The organism is Pseudomonas sp. NPDC088444 (assembly GCF_044900175.1).
GTDB lineage: Bacteria > Pseudomonadota > Gammaproteobacteria > Pseudomonadales > Pseudomonadaceae > Aquipseudomonas.
Genome location: NZ_JBJDNK010000002.1, coordinates 326,503 through 345,852 on the forward strand (window position 1 = coordinate 326,503; position 19,350 = coordinate 345,852).

Annotated in this window: 19 protein-coding genes; 8 read left to right on the plus strand and 11 right to left on the minus strand. The window is 61.5% G+C overall.

From position 1 onward, the window contains the following. The first annotated feature begins 8 nt into the window (after positions 1-8). Complete coding sequence (locus ACI2KB_RS05940; RefSeq protein WP_404632370.1) at positions 9-641, plus strand: response regulator; 633 nt, start codon at positions 9-11, stop codon at positions 639-641. Between the two features lie 33 nt (positions 642-674). Here the strand turns inward: ACI2KB_RS05940 and ACI2KB_RS05945 are convergent, their stop codons facing one another. Further along, complete coding sequence (locus ACI2KB_RS05945) at positions 675-2,168, minus strand: sensor histidine kinase (protein ID WP_404632372.1); 1,494 nt, start codon at positions 2,166-2,168, stop codon at positions 675-677. Beyond that, complete coding sequence (locus ACI2KB_RS05950) at positions 2,165-2,890, minus strand: response regulator transcription factor (protein WP_404632374.1); 726 nt, start codon at positions 2,888-2,890, stop codon at positions 2,165-2,167. Before ACI2KB_RS05950 ends, ACI2KB_RS05945 begins: the two co-directional genes overlap by 4 nt. Before the next feature lie 176 nt (positions 2,891-3,066). On the opposite strand from ACI2KB_RS05950, the gene msrB reads away from it, so the two are divergent. The 6 genes from msrB to ACI2KB_RS05980 all read left to right on the plus strand — a co-directional run bounded on the left by msrB (position 3,067) and on the right by ACI2KB_RS05980 (position 10,450). Next, the gene (gene msrB, locus ACI2KB_RS05955; RefSeq protein WP_404632376.1) at positions 3,067-3,585 is read left to right on the plus strand and encodes a peptide-methionine (R)-S-oxide reductase MsrB; all 519 of its coding nucleotides are present in this window, start codon (positions 3,067-3,069) and stop codon (positions 3,583-3,585) included. 199 nt (positions 3,586-3,784) lie between these two features. Next, positions 3,785-5,605, plus strand: a complete 1,821-nt coding sequence (locus ACI2KB_RS05960) for a cytochrome c biogenesis protein DipZ (protein ID WP_404632378.1) — start codon at positions 3,785-3,787, stop codon at positions 5,603-5,605. 27 nt (positions 5,606-5,632) lie between these two features. After that, positions 5,633-6,352 carry a peptide-methionine (S)-S-oxide reductase MsrA gene (msrA, locus tag ACI2KB_RS05965; protein WP_404632380.1) on the plus strand — a complete coding sequence of 240 codons (720 nt, stop codon included), beginning with the start codon at positions 5,633-5,635 and terminating at the stop codon, positions 6,350-6,352. 127 nt (positions 6,353-6,479) lie between these two features. Then, positions 6,480-7,949 (plus strand): FAD-dependent tricarballylate dehydrogenase TcuA, encoded by a 1,470-nt coding sequence (gene tcuA / locus ACI2KB_RS05970; RefSeq protein ID WP_404632382.1) that lies wholly within the window; start codon positions 6,480-6,482, stop codon positions 7,947-7,949. After that, positions 7,936-9,093 (plus strand): tricarballylate utilization 4Fe-4S protein TcuB, encoded by a 1,158-nt coding sequence (gene tcuB, locus ACI2KB_RS05975; RefSeq protein ID WP_404632384.1) that lies wholly within the window; start codon positions 7,936-7,938, stop codon positions 9,091-9,093. The genes tcuA and tcuB overlap by 14 nt, the downstream gene beginning before the upstream one ends. A gap of 61 nt (positions 9,094-9,154) precedes the next feature. After that, positions 9,155-10,450, plus strand: a complete 1,296-nt coding sequence (locus tag ACI2KB_RS05980) for an MFS transporter (RefSeq protein ID WP_404632778.1) — start codon at positions 9,155-9,157, stop codon at positions 10,448-10,450. A gap of 138 nt (positions 10,451-10,588) precedes the next feature. Here the strand turns inward: ACI2KB_RS05980 and ACI2KB_RS05985 are convergent, their stop codons facing one another. The 3 genes from ACI2KB_RS05985 to ACI2KB_RS05995 form a co-directional block, all read right to left on the minus strand. Then, on the minus strand, positions 10,589-11,557 hold the full coding sequence (locus ACI2KB_RS05985) for a threo-3-hydroxy-L-aspartate ammonia-lyase (protein ID WP_404632386.1): 969 nt from the start codon (positions 11,555-11,557) through the stop codon (positions 10,589-10,591). Between the two features lie 67 nt (positions 11,558-11,624). Beyond that, entirely contained in the window at positions 11,625-12,014 is a 390-nt protein-coding gene (locus tag ACI2KB_RS05990) for a RidA family protein (RefSeq protein ID WP_404632389.1), read from the minus strand. A gap of 20 nt (positions 12,015-12,034) precedes the next feature. Continuing rightward, complete coding sequence (locus tag ACI2KB_RS05995) at positions 12,035-12,658, minus strand: transcriptional regulator (RefSeq protein ID WP_404632391.1); 624 nt, start codon at positions 12,656-12,658, stop codon at positions 12,035-12,037. A 792-nt stretch (positions 12,659-13,450) separates the two neighbouring features. On the opposite strand from ACI2KB_RS05995, the gene ACI2KB_RS06000 reads away from it, so the two are divergent. Beyond that, positions 13,451-13,780, plus strand: coding sequence for a hypothetical protein (locus ACI2KB_RS06000; protein WP_404632393.1), 330 nt, complete (start codon positions 13,451-13,453; stop codon positions 13,778-13,780). A gap of 93 nt (positions 13,781-13,873) precedes the next feature. Here the strand turns inward: ACI2KB_RS06000 and ACI2KB_RS06005 are convergent, their stop codons facing one another. The 6 genes from ACI2KB_RS06005 to ACI2KB_RS06030 form a co-directional block, all read right to left on the minus strand. Beyond that, positions 13,874-14,506, minus strand: coding sequence for a LysE family translocator (locus ACI2KB_RS06005; RefSeq protein ID WP_404632395.1), 633 nt, complete (start codon positions 14,504-14,506; stop codon positions 13,874-13,876). Positions 14,507-14,589: 83 nt separating this feature from the next. Then, entirely contained in the window at positions 14,590-15,375 is a 786-nt protein-coding gene (locus tag ACI2KB_RS06010; protein ID WP_404632397.1) for a sulfite exporter TauE/SafE family protein, read from the minus strand. A 142-nt stretch (positions 15,376-15,517) separates the two neighbouring features. After that, on the minus strand, positions 15,518-16,021 hold the full coding sequence (locus ACI2KB_RS06015) for a cupin domain-containing protein (protein ID WP_404632399.1): 504 nt from the start codon (positions 16,019-16,021) through the stop codon (positions 15,518-15,520). Positions 16,022-16,159: 138 nt separating this feature from the next. Further along, positions 16,160-16,924 carry a trans-aconitate 2-methyltransferase gene (gene tam, locus ACI2KB_RS06020; protein ID WP_404632401.1) on the minus strand — a complete coding sequence of 255 codons (765 nt, stop codon included), beginning with the start codon at positions 16,922-16,924 and terminating at the stop codon, positions 16,160-16,162. Positions 16,925-17,005: 81 nt separating this feature from the next. After that, positions 17,006-18,088, minus strand: coding sequence for a glycoside hydrolase family 3 N-terminal domain-containing protein (locus ACI2KB_RS06025; RefSeq protein WP_404632403.1), 1,083 nt, complete (start codon positions 18,086-18,088; stop codon positions 17,006-17,008). 222 nt (positions 18,089-18,310) lie between these two features. Further along, positions 18,311-19,312, minus strand: coding sequence for an SCO family protein (locus tag ACI2KB_RS06030; protein WP_404632780.1), 1,002 nt, complete (start codon positions 19,310-19,312; stop codon positions 18,311-18,313). Positions 19,313-19,350: the final 38 nt, after the last annotated feature.

Consider the following 19,350-nt stretch of genomic DNA (forward strand, 5'->3'; position numbering starts at 1 on the left):
CGTCCCGCATGAGCGCCAGCCCGACCATCCGCATCGCCCTCGTCGACGACCACTCTCTGGTCCGCGACGGCGTGCGTGCCCTGCTCTCGACCCGCCCCCTGTTCGAGGTGGTGGGCGAGGCCGAGAACGCCGCGCAAGGCCTGGCGATGTGTGAAGAGGTCAAGCCGGACATTCTCCTGGTGGACATCGGTTTGCAGGACATGAATGGCCTGGAACTGACCCAGTTGATTCGCCAGCGCTGCCCGGCGATCAAAATCCTGATTCTGAGCATGTACGACAATCAGGAATACGTCGCCACCTCGATCCGCGCCGGGGCCAGCGGCTACGTGCTAAAGAACGCGCCGTCACGGGAAATCGTCGCGGCCATTGAGGCGATTGCCACCGGCGGGACCTTCTACAGCGCGGAAGTCACCCTCAAGCTGGTGTCGAAAAAAGTCGACGACAACGAACTCACGCCCCGTGAGGTGCAGGTGCTGGTGGGGCTGGCCAAGGGGCTGGACAACAAGACCATCGCCCGGGATATGGCGATCAGCGTGCGCACCGTGGAAACCCACCGGTTGAGCATTCGTCGCAAGCTCAATATCGACAAACCGGCGGGGTTGGTGAAGTACGCGATGGAGCATGGGTTGTTGTTGCCGTGACCCAGTAACTCGACGCCCCACAGGGTACCAGGTTTATTCCTTTGGCAATCCTCGCTGCGCCGTCTCCTGATCCACCGGCAACGCAAACCGGAACGTCGCGCCCTGCCCCGGTACATCCAGCAGCTCGATCCGTCTCCCGTGCAATTGCAGAATCTGGTGCACGATCCGCAATCCCAGCCCGCCGTCCCGCCGCGCGCCGCCGATGTTGAACGGCCGCAGAAACAACCCCTCGCGCAGCTCGGCAGCAATCCCCGGTCCGCTGTCACTGACCGTCACCTCAACGAACGCGCCCTTGGGCTGCAAGGCAATGCGAATCTCGCCACCTGCCGGAGTGTGGCGCAAGGCGTTGTCGAACAGGTTGGTCAGCACCCGCTCGATCAATCCCAGATCCGCATGCACGCCCGGAATCGACGGCGCAAAATTCGGGATCAGCCTCACGCCCTTGCTTTCAGCCCCCAGTTCGAACTTCTGGAAGATGTCCTGTACCAGATCAGTCAGTGAAAAACGCTCGATCACCGGCACCACGAAGCCATGTTCCAGACGCACCAGATCCAGCAGCGATTGCGCCAGGCCACCGACCTTGCGGCTCTGATCCAGCGCGATGCCCAGATAACGTCGCCGCTCCTCCGGGCTGAGGCTGGCGTCCTTGACCGACAGCACTTCCAGATAGCCGTGCAACGAGGCCAGCGGCGTGCGCAGGTCGTGAGAGATATTGGCCACCAACTCGCGTCGATCCTGACTCTGGCGGGTCAAGGTCTGCCACTGCTCGCTCAGGCGGTGCTGCATCTGCTTGAACGTGGCGTCGAGCACGGCGATTTCATCGTGGTCGTGACGGGCGGGTTCGCTCGCCGAGGCGGGCAACGCGGCGGGGGCTGCGTTGATGTCGAACTGGCCCACCGCATCGGTCAGGCGCCGTAGAGGGCGGGTGATCCAGGCGAACGCGGTCAGGCCCGCGAGCAAGCACAGCAAGGCGATCAAGCCAATCGACCACAGCGCGGTACTCAGCGCCTCACTGGTGGCGCCGCGTTCGGCAAAACGGTCGTGGGCCTCACCCAACAGCACCACGTAGAGAAAGCCCGCGGGTTTGCCCATGACCATCAGTGGCGCGGCACTGAACACCTTGCGCGCATCCATACTGCGAGGGTCATCGCCGAGAATCGGCAGCGGGTTCCCAGCCAGCAACTGGCGAACCGGGGCCAGATCGACGTGATCGCGCAGCACCCGGTCCTTGGGCGCGGCATCACCGACAATCTTGCCCTCGCCATTGAGCAAGTACACCTCAACGCTGGGGTTGACCAGCATCAACTGGCTGAACAGCTCGCGCACGGCATCGGGTTTCAAGCCATTGGCGTCCATCAACTGAGTGTCGCGAGCGATGTGCTGGGCCAGGTCGCGGGACAGGCCCTGCACCACTTCCAGCTCATGCATCTTGTTGGAACGCACCTGCAGCAGCACCGAGGCGCCACAGCAGATCAACAGCAACAGGGCGAAGACCAGCGACAGGCGCTGGGTCAGGGTCATCTTCACGAAGCGTCACTCCCCTCACCCGGCTCGGCGAATTTATAGCCGCGCCCCCACACGGTCAGGATGCGCAAAGGCTGGGCCGGGTCGACCTCGATCTTCGCTCGCAGGCGGTTGATGTGGGTGTTGACAGTGTGCTCATAGCCTTCGTGGTTGTAGCCCCACACCGAATTGAGCAGGTCGAGACGGGAAAACACCTTGCCGGGCTGGCGGGCAAAAAAGTACAGCAGGTCGAACTCGCGGGGCGTGAGGTCGAGCAAACGGCCTTCCAGCGATGCCTCTCGGGTCAGCGGGTCGATGAACAGCCCGGCGCTGGACAGGCTGCCCGCGTCCATTTTCAGATTGCGGGCCATGGCGTCCACCCGGCGCAACAACGCTTTGACCCGCGCCACCAGTTCCATCATCGAGAACGGTTTGGCCAAGTAGTCGTCGGCGCCCAGTTCAAGGCCGAGAATCCGGTGCATTTCACTGGAACGGGCGCTGGTGATGATAATCGGCGTGTAGCGGGTCATGGCCCGGGCGCGGCGGCAGATTTCCAGGCCATCGACGCCGGGGAGCATCAGGTCGAGGATCAACGCATCCCAACCGCCATGCTCCAGCAGCCGCAGGCCCTTTTCGCCGTCGGCGCTGTGCACCACCTCGAAATATTCGTCCCGCAGGTGCAGGCAAATCAGGTCGGCGATATGGCTATCGTCTTCCACCACCAGAATGCGTTTGGGCTGATCCATCGAAAGCAAACCTTGCCAGTGCGACGTGCGCGATGCCGCCATTGTGCCGATTTTGTCGCCGTTCAGTTATCACGAATTGTTTAACTCTCAGTGAGGATTCCGGGAACAGCGGCCCCCTAATCTGGGCTCATCGCATTCATTGCCTGCGCTTGGCGGGCCATGTCGAGGAGTCCAACATGTTTTCAAGACGACAATTCATGGTGTTGAGTGGTGGCGCAGGCGTGGCGGCCATTGCGCTGGGGCTGTTGCCCAAGTTCGCAGAGGGCGAAACCATGGCCCCGCAAGACGGGCCGATAGGCAGCTTTGAAGTCAACCACAGCGACGCCGAGTGGCATGCGCTGCTCAGCGACGATCAGTTTCAGGTGCTGCGCCGCGAAGCCACCGAACGCCCCTACAGCAGCCCGCTGAACGAGGAGCATCGCACGGGCACATTCGCCTGCGCCGGGTGCCAGCTGTCGCTGTTCTCCTCGATCACCAAGTTCGACAGCCACACCGGCTGGCCGAGCTTCTGGGCGCCGCTGGACAACGCCACCGCCGTGCGCACCGACACCTCGTTCGGCGTGCTGCGCAAGGAAGTGCACTGCCGCCGTTGCGGCGGGCATCTGGGGCATGTCTTCACCGACGGACCGAAGCCCACGGGGTTGCGCTATTGCATGAACGGCTTGGCGATGAATTTCGCAGCGCAAACCGGTTAGCGGCTGACACGCCCTCCCCTGTGGGAGCCGTCTTGCTGGCGAATGGGGTTCGACAGTCAACCCATCTGGCTGACCCAACGCTTTCGCCAGCAAGCCGGCTCCCACAAGAAGGCGTCCAACCCTGGAAATTCGGCGCACATCAGTCCGTAACGTCATTTCAACTACGGGCCTACATGATTCACTTGGAAGGAATTGACCCATGCTCCTGATCATCCTCGCCTACCTCGGCGGCGTGCTGACCATCGTCAGCCCCTGCATCCTGCCGGTGCTGCCGTTCGTGTTTGCCCGCACCGGGCAGCCCTTCGTGCGCAGCGGTCTGCCGCTGCTGGTCGGCATGGCGGTGACCTTTGCGCTGGTCGCCACCCTCGCTGCCGTCGGTGGTGGCTGGGTCGTGCAGCTCAACCAGTATGGGCGAGGCCTGGCGCTGGTGTTCGTGGCGCTGTTCGGCCTCACCCTGTTGCTGCCCAAACTGGCTGAACGCCTGACCCGGCCGCTGGTGGCTGCGGGCAGTCGCCTGTCCGAAAACGCAGGCGTCGATGCCAAGCCCAGCCCGTGGGCCTCGTTCATGATCGGTGTGGCCACCGGCCTGCTGTGGGCGCCATGTGCTGGTCCGATTCTGGGTCTGGTACTGACCGGCGCGGCCCTGCAAGGCGCCAGCGTCGGCACCACCCTGTTGCTGCTGGCCTATGCGGCGGGCGCCGCCACCTCTCTTGCGCTGGCCTTGCTGGTGGGCGGCAAGGTACTCGCGACGATGAAACGCTCGCTGGGTGCCGGTGAGTGGATCCGTCGTGGCCTGGGTGCTGCCATGCTCGCCGGTGTCGCGGCCATTGCGCTGGGCCTGGACACCGGTCTGCTGACACGCGTCTCCACCGCATCGACCAACAGCCTGGAGCAGTCCTTGGTGTCGCGCTTCAAGGGCCAGCCTGAAAGCAATCTGATGCAGGGCGGCGGCGCGATGATGGCGCAGAACATCCCCGGCAAAGACGACGCAGGCACCAGCATGCAAGCCTCTGGGGCGATGATGATGGCCGCGAAAAACAGCACGCCGAGCTTGCCGGTCGAAGGCCAGTTGCCGTCCCTCGATGGCGCCGTGCAGTGGCTGAACTCAGCACCGTTGAGCGCTGAACAACTGAAAGGCAAAGTGGTGCTGGTCGACTTCTGGACCTACTCCTGCATCAACTGCCTGCGCAGCCTGCCCTACGTCAAAGCCTGGGCCGAGAAATACCACGATCAGGGGCTGGTGGTGATCGGTGTTCACGCACCGGAATTCGCCTTCGAGCGCGACGTAAAAAACGTCACCAAGGCCATGGCCGATCTGGGCATCACCTATCCCGTGGCGATCGACAACAACTACAAAATCTGGCGCGCATTCGACAACCAATACTGGCCTGCCCACTATTTCATCGACGCCAAAGGCCAGATTCGCTACCACCACTTTGGCGAGGGCGCTTACGACGAATCCGAGCGTGTGATTCAGGAACTGCTGAGTGAAGCCGGCAGCCAGAAAGTCGCCAGCGACCTGATCGACGCCAGCGGCAAGGGCGTGCAACAGGCGCCGGACATGGGTGAAGTGAAGTCTCCGGAAACCTATCTGGGCTTCGAACGCGCCGAAAACTTCGTCTCGCCGGGCGGTGCCAAAGGTGATCGCGTGGCCAGCTACAGCACCCCGCAAAACCTGTCGCTGAACAGTTGGGGCCTGGACGGTCAGTGGAACATCGGCTCCGAGCGCGCCAGCCTGAATGCCGCCAACGGCAAGATCGTCTACCGCTTCCACGCCCGCGACCTGCATCTGGTGCTCGGCCCGGGCAACGATGGCAAACCGGTGCGCTTCAAGGTCTCCATCGACGGCAAGGCGCCCGGTGACGCACACGGCACCGACGTCGCACCGGATGGCAGCGGCACAGTGACCGAACAACGTTTGTACCAATTGGTGCGTCAGCCCGGCGACGTGGCCGATCACACCTTCACCATCGAATTCAGCGATCCGGGTGTGTCGGCCTACGCCTTCACGTTCGGTTGATCTCGCCTCGTTTCAGGAGTGTCAGTCATGAAAAAGCTTAACGCTGCTTTGCCCATTCTGCGTCGCAAGGGCCTGCGTCTGTTGCTCGGTGCCGCCCTGCTGCAAACCGCCGCCTGCTCCTTCGCCGGTGAAGACGCGGTGACTATCGCGCCACCCCAGAAAGACGAAATCGTCAGCACCCCCGGCACCGAAACGGCCGTGCTCGCCGGGGGCTGCTTCTGGGGTGTTCAGGGGGTGTTCCAGCACGTTCAGGGCGTGAAGAAGGTCGTTTCAGGCTATGCCGGGGGCAAGGCCGACACCGCGCACTATGAGCGAGTCAGCGAAGGTGACACCGGCCATGCCGAATCGGTGGAAATCACTTTTGACCCGTCGCAGGTGAGCTACGGCACGCTGCTGCAAATCTTCTTCTCGGTGGCCCACAACCCGACCGAACTGAACCGCCAGGGCCCGGATCATGGCACCCAGTACCGGTCGGCGATCTTCCCGGAAAGCGCCGAACAACAAGCGGTGGCCCAAGCCTACATCGCGCAACTGGACGCGGCCAAATCGTTTAACGCGCCCATCGTGACCAAGATCGAAACCTACAACGGCTTCTACCCCGCCGAGGATTACCACCAGAACTTCCTGACCACCCACCCGACCTACCCGTACATCGTGATCAACGATCTGCCCAAGGTCGGGCAGTTGAAGCAGTTGTTCGCCACGCGTTACAGCGAACAGCCTGTGCTGCTGAAGACGGCTGAGTGACCCAAACCGTTTAGTAAAACTAAACACCCCACGGTAAATCCGGTCTTTCGAAGGGCTCGCCCTCTTCCCTACTGTTCTCCCATTCGCCGACAGCCCTGTTCTGACTGTCGGCGTTCGAGGAGAAACCATGATCGATGTTCTAGTCATAGGCGGTGGCAACGCCGCACTGTGCGCAGCCCTGATGGCACGAGAAGCCGGAGCCAGCGTCATGCTGCTCGAAGGCTCGCCGAAAATCTGGCGGGGCGGCAATTCCCAGCACACCCGCAACCTGCGCTGCATGCACGACGCCCCACAAGACGTGCTGGTGGACGCCTACCCCGAAGAAGAATACTGGCAAGACCTGCTGAAAGTGACCGGCGGGCTGACCAACGAAAAACTCGCCCGGATCGCCATTCGCGCCTCGTCATCGTGCCGCGACTGGATGCGCAGCCACGGGGTGAACTTCCAGCCGCCTTTGTCCGGGGCGCTGCATGTGGCGCGCACCAACGCCTTCTTCATGGGCGGCGGCAAAGCGCTGGTGAACGCCTATTTCCGTAGCGCCGAGCGGTTGGGGGTGAAAATTCGCTACAACGCACAGGTCAGCGACATCGAACTCAAGGACGGCCAGTTCGTCGCTGCGCATCTCGCTGAGCGTTTCGTCGATGGCCAAGCCATGCCCGCCGAACGCATCGAGGCCCGCACCTGCGTACTGGCGGCCGGGGGCTTCGAGTCGAACCGCGAATGGCTGCGAGAAGCCTGGGGCCAGAACGAGCGCGGCGAATGGCCTTCGGACAATTTCCTGATTCGCGGTACGCGTTTCAACACTGGCGTGTTGCTGCGCAGGATGATCGATCTGGGCGCCGACGTGATCGGCGATCCAACCCAGGCGCACATGGTCGCCATCGACGCCCGCGCACCGCTGTACGACGGCGGTATCTGTACGCGCATCGACTGCGTGTCGCTGGGCGTGGTGGTCAATCGCGACGGTGAGCGTTTCTATGACGAGGGCGAGGACTTCTGGCCCAAACGCTATGCGATCTGGGGCCGACTGGTGGCCGGACAACCCGGCCAGCAAGCGTATTCGATCATCGACCAGCAAGCCGTGGGCCGCTTCATGCCACCGGTTTTTCCCGGCACTCAGGCCAATACCCTCGCGGAGTTGGCGCGCAAGCTAGACCTGCCTGAAACGGCGTTCGTCGAGACCGTGGAAAACTACAACCGCGCCTGCCACGTGGGCACGTTCGATCACACCTCACTGGACGACTGCCACACTGAAGGCCTGACACCTGCGAAGACGCACTGGGCGCGTCCGCTGGTCAAACCGCCGTTCTACGCCTACCCGCTCAAGCCCGGCGTGACCTTCACCTATCTGGGCCTGGCCACCGATGAAACCGCCGCCGTGCACTTCAACGGCCAACCCAGCCGCAACCTGTTCGTCGCCGGAGAAATGATGGCGGGCAACGTGCTGGGCAAGGGCTACACCGCCGGGATCGGCATGGCCATTGGCACCGCGTTCGGCCGCATTGCCGGGACTCAGGCCGCTGCGGCGGCGGGTTTCGGCTCTACCACGTCTCAATCGGGCATCACTCAGCGGGAGTCGCGCCATGCAGTTGTTTGAACCCACCTCGGCGGGCGAGCTGATCCCGGTGCTGAACCTGCAAGAAACCGAAGTGCAGCGCCAGATGACCATCTGCAATGCCTGCCGCTATTGCGAAGGCTTCTGCGCGGTGTTCCCGGCCATGACCCGGCGTCTGGATTTCACTCAGGCAGACATCCACTACCTGGCCAACCTTTGCCACAACTGCGGCGCCTGTCTGCACGCCTGCCAATACGCAGCGCCTCACGAATTCGCGGTCAACGTGCCCAAGGCCATGGCCAAGGTGCGCCTGGACACCTACGCCGAATATGCCTGGCCCAGACCGCTGGGCAAGCTCTACCAGCGCAACGGCCTGACCCTCGCCCTCGCGGCAGGCGCCGGGCTGGCGCTGTTCCTGTGCCTGACGCTGCTGATCATGGGCAACCTGTTCACCGCCATGCCAGGCGGGAATTTCTACGGGATTTTCCCGCACAACACCTTGGCGCTGATGTTTGGCACGGTGTTCGGTTTTGCCGTACTGGCGCTGGCCATAGGCGTGCGACGGTTCTGGCGCGAGGTCACGCCGGGCGAAGCCTCGACCTCCCTGAAAACCTCCGCCGCGCTGGAAGCCAGCGCCAACGTCGCACAACTCAAATACCTCGACGGCGGCCACGGTCAGGGCTGCAATAACGACGACGACCGCTTCACGCTTTGGCGTCGGCGTTTTCATCACCTGACTTTCTATGGCTTCATGCTCTGCCTGGCGGCGACGGGCGTGGCGACGCTCTATCACTTCCTGCTGAACTGGCACGCGCCCTACCCGGTACTCAGCCTGCCAGTGATGCTGGGCATCGCGGGCGGTGTCGGCCTGCTGATCGGACCGGCAGGCCTGCTGTGGCTGAACCTGCGACGCCACCCCGAACACGGCGACGCCGAGCAGAAACCCATGGATCGCGGCTTCATCGCCCTGTTGCTGGCCTTGAGCATCAGTGGCCTGGCGCTGCTGGCATTTCGCGAAACGACAGCACTTGGCCTGTTACTGGCGATTCACTTGGGTTTCGTGATGGCGTTCTTCCTGACCATGCCCTACAGCAAGTTTGCCCACGGCATTTTTCGCAGCGCCGCGCTGTTCAAGTTCTCCATCGAAAAACGTCAGCCCAATCCCATCAATGCCGGGTCCGACTGACGGCCTCGGCTCACCGCAAGAACCGACCCCTCCAATAACAAGACCGAGCACCACAGCCATGATGAACACCTCCCATCCAAGCCCATCGAGGGGCGCGAAATTCGCGGCCATCGTGCGGGTCACCAGCGGCAATTTTCTCGAACAGTTCGATTTCTTTCTGTTCGGTTTTTACGCCACCTACATCGCCCAGACCTTCTTTCCCGCCAGCAGCGAGTTCGCCTCGTTGATGATGACCTTCGCGGTATTCGGCTCGGGGTTTCTGATGCGCCCCTTGGGCGCCATCGTGCTGGGCGCCTACATTGACAAAGTCGGGCGTCGCAAAGGCCTGATCGTCACGCTGTCGATCATGGCCTGCGGCACGGTGTTGATCGCACTGGTGCCGGGTTACGCCAGCATCGGTCTGGCCGCGCCGTTTCTGGTGCTGCTCGGACGTCTGTTACAAGGCTTCTCGGCGGGTGCTGAACTGGGCGGCGTGTCGGTGTACCTGGCGGAAATCGCCACGCCGGGACGCACCGGCTTCTACACCAGTTGGCAGTCGGCCAGTCAGCAGATCGCGATTATCCTCGCGGCCGCGCTGGGCTACGGCATCAACGCCTGGCTCGACGCCACGCAAATTGCGGCGTGGGGATGGCGCATCCCGTTTTTTGTCGGCTGTGTGATCATCCCGTTCATCTTCGTGATCCGTCGTTCACTGCAAGAGACCGATGCGTTCAAAGCTCAGGCCCATCACCCGACCGCCCGCGAAGTGTTTCGCTCGATGCGTGACAACTGGCGCACGGTGCTGGCGGGGGGGCTGCTGGCCTCGATGACCACCACGACCTTCTACCTGATCACGGTCTACACCCCGACCTTTGGCAAATCGGTGCTGCACTTGAGCACCACCGACAGCCTGATCGTCACCCTGTTCGTGGGCCTGACCAACTTCATCTGGCTGCCGATCGGCGGCGCGATTTCCGACCGCATCGGCCGTCGTCCGCTGCTGCTGGGTATCTCGTTGCTGTGCATCCTCACCGCCTACCCAGCGATGCACTGGCTGGCTCAGGCGGCGAGTTTCGAGCGCCTGTTGGTTGTATTGCTGTATTTCTCGTTTTTCTTCGGGATGTACAACGGCGCGATGGTTGCGGCGCTGACGGAAGTCATGCCGCAGAACGTGCGGGTGGTGGGGTTCTCGTTGGCGTTCAGCCTGGCAACGGCCATTTTCGGCGGCTTCACCCCGGCGATGTCGACCTGGCTGTTGCAGGCCACCGGCGACAAGGCATCGCCCGCGTTCTGGCTGATGTTCGCGGCGGTGTGCGGGCTGTCGGCGACGTTGGTGTTGTACCGTCGGCAGAAGGTGTGGGTGGCGAAACCTGTCTGACGTCGTGAGTCTCCTGTAGCAGCACGGCTTGCCTGCAGTAGCGTCCTCACAACCGCTGCCGCCGGCAAGCCGGACTGCTACAGGGTTCGTGTTGCCCCGCCCAATTGGAGTCGTTGCGTGGCGACAAAAACGGCGGAGTTACCGCGCCAGCAGCTTCGCGTAAGTATTCAAATCAATATTCCCGCCACTGATGATCACCCCCACGCGCTGCCCCTCCAACTGCGCGGCCATTTCCCGCGCAGCGGCGAAGCCCAGGCAGCCAGTCGGCTCGACCACCATCTTCATGCGCTCGGCGAAAAAACGCATCGCGTCCACCAACTGCGCATCGCTGGCCACCAGAATATCGTCAACGTCACGCTGAATGATGCCAAAGGTGTAGTTGCCCAGGTATTGCGTCTGCGCGCCATCAGCGATGGTTTTTGGGGTGTCGATCTTGACGATGCGCCCCGCACGCAACGACTGCTGACCGTCATTGCCTGCTTCCGGCTCGACGCCATACAGTTTGCAATTCGGCGCCAGTGCTCGGGTCGACAATGCCGATCCGCTGAGCAATCCACCGCCGCCCAGACAGACGAACAGCGCATCCAGCGGGCCGACCTCCTCGAACAGCTCTTTGGCCGCCGTGCCCTGCCCCGCGAGGATATCCGGGTGATCGTACGGCGGAATCAACGTCAGCCCATGCTCCTCGGCAAGTTTGCGGCCAATCGCCTCACGGTCTTCCTTGTAACGGTCATAAACCACCACCGTTGCACCGTATTCCTTCGTCGCTGCCACTTTGGCGGCCGGTGCATCGTGGGGCATGACGATGGTCGCGGGAATGCCCAGCAATTGCGCCGACAACGCAATGCCTTGCGCATGATTGCCCGAGGAAAACGCCACCACCCCGTGCTTGCGCTGGGTCGCGTCGAACCTGGACAACGCATTGAACGCGCCGCGAAACTTGAACGCCCCCATGCGCTGATAGTTTTCACACTTGAAGAACACCTGAGCGCCCAGTTCGCGATCCACCGTGCGCGAGGTCAGGACCGGCGTCTTGTGCGCATGGCCTTCGATACGCCGGGCCGCCGCGAGCACATCGTCATAGGTCGGGAGTACGAGCGTTTGCATGATCATCCTCAAAGGTTCGGTTAAACAAAGCCCTCATCAATCGAGGGCCAGACACAGGCAGCGTCGATCACTCAGGCCGCAACGCCATGGCTTCGACTTCCACCGCAAGCCCGTAATGCAACTGGGCGACACCCGCTACCGCCCGCGCCGGGCGATGATCCCCAAGCCACTGGGCATAGAGCCTGTCGAACAGCGGCCAATGCTGCATATCGGTCACGTAGACCCGCACCTGCACCAGCCGCGATTTGTCAGTCCCACCCTGCGCCAGACAGGCATCAAGGTTCGCAAACACTTGTAGCGCCTGAGTCTCGAATGGCGCATCGGTCAGCGGTCGACCTTCCCGACTCACAGGTAATTGCCCGGAAATCATCAGCAGGTTGCCCGCCGCGCAGACGTGGGTGTAATGCCCGACGGGCGTCGGCAAGTCCGGGCTGTTGCTGCATACCTTCGAATTCATCACCACAATCACCTCATCGCTCATTTGATGTAGCTGTACGCCGCCGCCCGCGATACGCCCAGATGTTGCGCCACCACTTCCATGGATTTGCGAATGTCCAGATAACCCGCCTCTTTTAGCTCCTGGAGCAATTGCCGACGTTCGGGAGCCTTGAGGGCGCGGGGTGTGCTGGCCAGTCGGGCCGCAAATTGATCGATGCGCTCGCGAATGCTGTCGGCGCTGCCGGTCTCCAGCGTCTCGCTGACCTTGGCTTCGACACGGGTGAATTGCGCCATCGCCGATTGCAGGCTTTGAAACAGGGTCAGGTCGATATTCAGGCACAGCGCGGCAACGTACTGGCCGTCCTCTCCCTTGATGCCAATGGACGTGCTTTTCGCCTGACGTCCATCAGGGAAACGGTTGGCGTAGTTGGCGATGATTTCCGGGTATTCCGGGTCGGCGATGCGAGCCAGCCCCAACTCAGTGGTCGGATCCCCCGGCTGACGCCCGGAAAGATTGTTGTGAATCGCTTGAATCGAATGCTCAGTGTCCTTGAGGTCATGAACCACCACCTCGCAGAACGGCGCGAAGGTTTCGGCCAGCCCTTCGGCGACCCGTTTGATCTGCTGCAACAAATGTTGATCGCCTTCGCGAGACGTTTTCATGGGCTGTGGTGACCTGTGATTCAGTGATTCAGTGATTCAGTGATTCAGTGATTCAGTGATTCAGTGATTCAGTGATTCAGTGATTCAGTTCAGGACACATTATCCAGATATTGTCATTTAGTCTACATCTGGACATTTTGACAGACGAGTGACGTAAGCCGGTGTATTCCGCACGCAGATCCATAGTCCGAGCGGCCATCACGTTGTTTTGTGAACGTCTACCTGGCGCCAAAGGCCCGATTTCACTGACTTTGTAGTCACGAACGGACCTTTGTGTATTGGAACTACAGAAAATGTAGTTCTTGAAAATATTCACTACAAAACGGTTGACGAAGTCTTTTCGCGATTGCATAGTGAGGCCGTCTCCCCGATCGGGAGAGCTGGCAAAAGTATTCCGGGACCGTTCGACATAGCCGTCGAACAACCTCTGGATGTGTGCTGCCCACAAGGCAGATTGATGAAGCTGAACCGGCATGATCGACCCATAGGCCGAGCGCTGGCGAAACGTCCTCATGACACTTGTGGCCGACCACGATACGTCGCCAGTGTCCGCTGACGTCCGCTGTTTCTCCCCTGCGTTTCGCCTCATCCCGTAGCAGCCCTCCATCATCACTACATCCAGTGCGCCCGGCTCTGATTCCGGCTCTGTTTACCGATGTATTCGTGCATCAAGGAGTCCAGTTGTCAGCGTGTGGAATGACTGCGGATCGACGGACGATTCGCCGCTATGTATACGAACCGTGTGTGAACTAACCAGATAGCTAACAAATGGGCAAAAAGGGGTATCCAATCATGAATCTGAACAATCAACCCACCATTGATCAATTGGCTCGACTGTTCGCGGCGCAGAAGGACTCCCTCGATAGCCACATTCTCTGGGTCTGCGAAAAGGGTGATGTCCACATGGACGGCCTGGGCGCCTGCACCGAGGAACAAGAGTTCGTTGATCAGCACCCGCACATGCGTGCGCGGCTGAAGATGTACCGCAAAGGCCAGGGCTACGTCGGCAAGAAAGCGGCGGCCGACAAGCAATTCCTGGGGCAAGTGCTCGACACCCTCAGCAGTGAGTGGGGCAACGCGCGACATCAGGATGGCGTTCGCGTGATTGACCGGCTCTGCTAAGCAAAAACACCACGGCCCGCCTGAAGATTCAGGCGGGCCGTGGTGTTTGACGGGATCTGGGTACGCATCAAGGGCAGCGCATACAGTGTCCTGCTAGTCCCGCCCCACCAGCGCCAGACGGCACGCCAGACCCAGAAACACCGTCCCCAGAATCTTCTGCATCCAACGCGCCGCACGCTCGCTGCTGCCAATGCGCTGCCCCAGTCGGCTGGCCATGAGGATCACCGCGCCGTTGGCGATGACGCCGACGACGTTGAGCACAGTGGCCAGCACCAGCATTTGAACCACGATGGACCCGGCATTCGGGTCGATGAACAGGGGAAACAGTGCGAGCACGAACAGCGCCATTTTCGGGTTAAGTACGTTGGTCAACAGGCCCTGCCGAAAGATTTGCAGCCGCGAGTAGCGTGGCAGTGATGCGTTGGCCGACAGTGCAGTGCCGGTGGAGCGGAAGGTTTTGAACGCCAGGTACAGCAAATACGCTGCGCCGATGAAACGCACCGCGTCGTAGGCGACCGGTACCGTGACGAACAATTGCGACAGCCCCAGCGCGGCGGCCAGAGCGTGGCAATAAGTGCCCAGTTGAATCCCTGCAAGGGACGCGAATCCCGCTGCCTTGCCTTGGCTGGCGCTGCGCGAGGCGATCAGCAGCATGTCCGGGCCTGGGGTGATGGCCAGTGCGAGGCAGGCACCGGAAAACAGCGCGAGGGTCGAGAGCGCGAGCATGGGACGTCCGTTCGAGGTCGGGCAGAAAGAGCGTCAGTTTAAGCGGCACGCCATGGATTGACGAGCCGCGTATCGCTTGTGAATCAGAACGCCAGCTTGTAGCCGATGGCGATCAGCATCATCGCCAGACACGGGCGTAGCACGGCATCAGGCACGCGCCCCGTCAATTGACTGCCCATGTAGATGCCGGGAAGTGAACCCATCAGCAGAAAACCCAACATCGCCCAACTCATGTTGCCCATGCTCGCATGGCCCAACCCTGCGATCAGGGTCAGCGGCACGGCATGGGCGATCTCGGTGCCTACCAGCCGGCGAGTGTCGAGGAACGGATACAGGATGAACAAGGCCACAGTGCCTAGCGCGCCTGCACCGATAGAGGTCAGGGCGACCATGACACCGAGCACCACGCCCGTGACCACGGTCAGCACATTCAGGCTGCGGTCGCGCAGGCGATAGTGATCACCGGCATGCCGTTGGGCGAACGCCAGCAGGCGCTTCTTGAAGAAAATGGCCAGAGCCGTCAGCAACAGGACAATACCCAGCCCCTGCTTGATCACGGCATTCATCGCATCAGGCGCCGTGTGCAGGGTGCTGAGGAACCAGAGGGTCAAGCCCGCCGCAGGCACGCTGCCCAGGGTCAGCCAGCCCGTAATGCCCCAATCGATGTTGTCGTTCTTCTTGTGCACCAGCACACCACCACTTTTGGTGATGGCGGCGTACAGCAGGTCGGTGCCGACGGCGGTCGCCGGGTTGATGCCGAACCACAACAGGATCGGGGTCATCAGCGACCCGCCACCCACACCGGTCATGCCGACGACGAAACCAACGGCCAGACCTGCCACGACGAAACCGATATTGCCAAAATCCATTGTTCTGCCTGATGCGCACGAAAAAACTGGCGCGCAGGATAGCGATATTTCGTCTAAAGCCCTCACTTTTTCTTATATAGGTCGTAGACCGAATGGATCTATGGTTATAACCAAAACCACATCACCAGGATGACTGGGCCGATCAAGGCTCGCCGTCCCAGTAATCCAGCGAGACGTCCGTGCGCTGCACCGCCGTGAAGGCCCGGGCGCCGTTGATCGTGACCATCGCCTGATACTTGCCCGAATCCGGGTACTCGCAGACCTCCGGCGTTTCACGGGTGCTGATTGACAGGTATTTGAGTGGCGCCTCGGAGGTGTTGATGATCTGGTGAGGGTATTCAGGGCCTGGGGGGATGAAGATCACGTCGCCAGTCTTGATCGGCAGAAGCTCACCGGCCACCCGCAGGCTGCCCTGCCCTTCGATGACCACGAACATTTCTTCCTGCGTATGGTGAAAATGGTAAGGGCACGAGCGCTTGCCCGGCGCGACGATGTCCACCGACGCGCCCAGTTTCCGCGCCGCGGTGCCTGTCCCCAACCTGGCCGCCTGGCTCTGGTACAGCGGGTCACGGCGCTCGTCCTGCAAAGGTATTTCTTTGAAGTTGCGGATCAGACGCTCAGCCAGCGTCGCTTCATTTTTGTTCATTTGTCACCCCGGTTTTAACCCATCGGACGCCACGCTTGTGGAAGCTTCCATGTTGGCTCCCACAAGGATCGTGCCATTTCCAAATGTCGTGCTCGACGCCAAACCTGCGAAAGCCAACTGGACGGCGAACCCTGACGCTCAGCGCCTGGCCACAATGAACAGGCGCGGAAATGGCAACAGCACCGAGCCATCGGCCAATGCGGGGTAAGCCTGTGAAATCGCCTTGAGATAGGCGTCAAGAAACGCGGCCTGCTCGCCGTCATCCAGCTTTTGCAGATACGGTCGCAACGCCGAGCCCTTGAACCACTCGACCACAGCCCCGTGACCGCCCGCCAGCGGGTGATGATAGGTCGTGCGCCAGACATCGACTTGCGTGCAATGAGGTTGCAGCAGTTCGAAGTAATAGGCCGCCGGATGACGATCCGGGTGTTTCACCGAGCCAATCTTGCTCGACCAGGGACCACTCGCGGCGATCTCTCTGGCCAGACGGTGTGCCGGCTCTTCCAGATTGTCGGGGGTCTGCACCGCCAGACTACCGCCGGGGTTGAGCAGACTGACCAGACGCGGGTACAGCTCGGCGTGATCCGGCACCCATTGCAGCGACGCGTTGGCGAGGATCACGTCGTAGGTTTTCGCAGGCTTCCATAAACCGATATCGGCGAGTTCAAACGAGATATTCGGCAAGCGCTGTCGAGCATCGCCCAGCATGTCTTCGGAGCTGTCCAGCCCTGTGATCACGGCGTCTGGAAAGCGCTCGATCAGCACCTCGGTGGAGTTACCCGGCCCGCAGCCCAGGTCAATGGCCGTGTTCACCTGCTCGGTGGGAATCGCGGCGACCAGATCACGGACCGGGCGCGTGCGTTGCTGTTCGAACATTGAATACTGCTTGGCAGACCAACTCATCAGGCATTCCTTTTGTCGTGAAAGGCATGCCGTGGAGCGTAAGGCCTGAACGAGCCGAGTACAAATGAAGGTCGTGCATGCTCAACGCGCCACGCGACGGGTCAAATGTCCGCCCGGAATGGAATACGACACGTACAGCCCCGAATCGACCTGCGCTTTCGAGGCCCGCGCGGCCCCCCGCACTTTTTCGGCAGCCGCGAGCAGCTGAGCCTCGGCGAGCTGACCGTTCTCAACCGCCTGAACGATGGACTGTGCCAGCGCGTCCAGCCCCGACTCGCTGGACACCAGCAGCAGATGAGCCCCCGCTCGCAACGCGTTGACCGCCGTCACCGCCAGGCTGTCGCCGCGTAGAATCGATACAGCATCCAGGTCATCGGACACAATCAAACCCTCGAAACCCAGACGCCCACGCAACAGACCGATGACCTTCTCCGAGGTACTGGCCGAACGTTCCGGATCCAGCGCCGGAAACACCGCAGGACCCGGCATGATGGCCTGAACCCCTGCCGCAATGACTTCACGAAACACCTTCAGGCCCTGCGCAAAGTCTTCAGCCGAATCGGGCACGCTGGCGAGCGCCTCTGTCGGATCATGCTCGGTCTGGTGGTGACCGGGAAAGTGCTTGGCAGTGGCGATCACGCCAGCCCTTTGCACGCCACGAATGAAGGCGCAGGCGATGCGCGAGACCTCAGCCGGGTCGGGCCCCAGGTTGCGCTGGTACAACCAGGGGTTGCTCCCCGTGACGACGTCGACGATGGGAGCAAGAAACAGATTCACCCCCATGACCCGGGCCGCACTGGCCATTTCGTAGCTGCGCGCCTCGATCTCCTCAGCACTCAGGTGTGTCAACGCCTGCGCCGAGGGCAACCCCGGAACCAGCCGATGCAGGCGCTGTATGCCGCCCAGTTCCTGATCCACCGCCACCAGAATCGGCGCGCCGGCACACACGGCAGCAGCATCGGCAATGCCGGTGAAGTGCGCGTGGGTTTCCGTGCGCCGACGTTCGAAACTCATGTTCCGCGCCAGGTATTCCTCGCGGGTCTCGCCCAACAGGATCGAAACCCCACCTCGATTGAGATAACGGCGCACCGTCTCATCCAGTTCCAACCCGGCAAAGGCTGGCAGCAGGACTGCATAAGCAGCCCGTTGCAGTTCGCTCGACATTTCTCACCCTGCGATCGATTGACTGGAGCAATGCTCGCTAATGAACGATTAGCGATCATAATTGCTCGATTTAGCTCACTCTATGCTTATAACGAGCAAAGTCAACGAAATAAATGGCTTTAACTGCGCGACAACCGAGCAATCTGCTTCAGTAACGAGCATTGGCAGTCAGCGTGTGCCATGACGCGCAAGCCTGAGGGCCGCATCCACCGGATGGCCTGCCTACATCTGGTGCCCTTCATGCCCGGCGTGCACGTCGTGCCCCGCATGAGGATCTTCACCCGCCATGTGAATGTGCGCGTGCGGTTGCTGCCGGTCGGTCTCGTCCTGCAAGTAACGCAGCACTTCGGCGATGTCGTTGTCGGCCATGCGCAGGTTGGGCATCGCGACCTTGTTGTAGGCCTCGTACAAACTCGCCGCCAGCGGGTCTTTCTCGGCCAGCATCACGTCCGGTTCCTTCAGCCAGCGCCCCAACCACAGGCCATCGCGCTGGCGCGTCACGCCCAGCAGATCAGGCCCGACGCCGCGCAAACCGGTCGCTTCTTCACCTTCATGCCCAAGGGTGTGACAAGCGCTGCAACGGGTGCGGAAAATCTGCTCGCCCAGGCTCGGCGCACGCACTTCAGGCGCGTTGGCGTAACTGTCCTGTTGAGCGCTGGCGACTTTCCAGTTCTGCAGGCTGTTGCCCAACTGGTCGGCCAGGATGTAGGGATTCTCGAACGGCGAGGCCTTCATCCAGCGACCGGTGCTCTGGTTGCCGACGATCAGGCTCAGGTTGTGATCCGTCGTGCGGCCGTTGTCGACGCCCTCGATGAACAGCCCCAGCTTGCGCCGTAACTGATCGATGTCGTCCTTTTTGCCGGTCAGGAACTGCCAGCCCGGCGCCACCTTGAACTTGGCCGCGTACTGTTTCAGGACCGCCGGGGTATCGGTGTCCGGGTCGATGCTGATGGAGTAGAAAAACACGTCACGACCGACCCGATCCCCCAATAGGCGCTGCACCTGCCGCAGCCGCGCAGTCTCCAATGGGCAGGAATCCGTGCAGGAGGTAAAGATGAAGTTGATCACTACCACCTTGCCTTTGATCAGGTCGTCGTAGAAATGCACCGGTTGTTCATCCTGATTGACCAGCGCCGTATTGGGGAAGAAATCCTCCCCCCACGGGGTGGCCGACGAGGCGTCGGCGGCCACCCCGGGGAGGCTGCCCCAGACCATGGCGATCATCGACGCGGCCCCTGCAATGACCGCCTTGCGAAGCATCT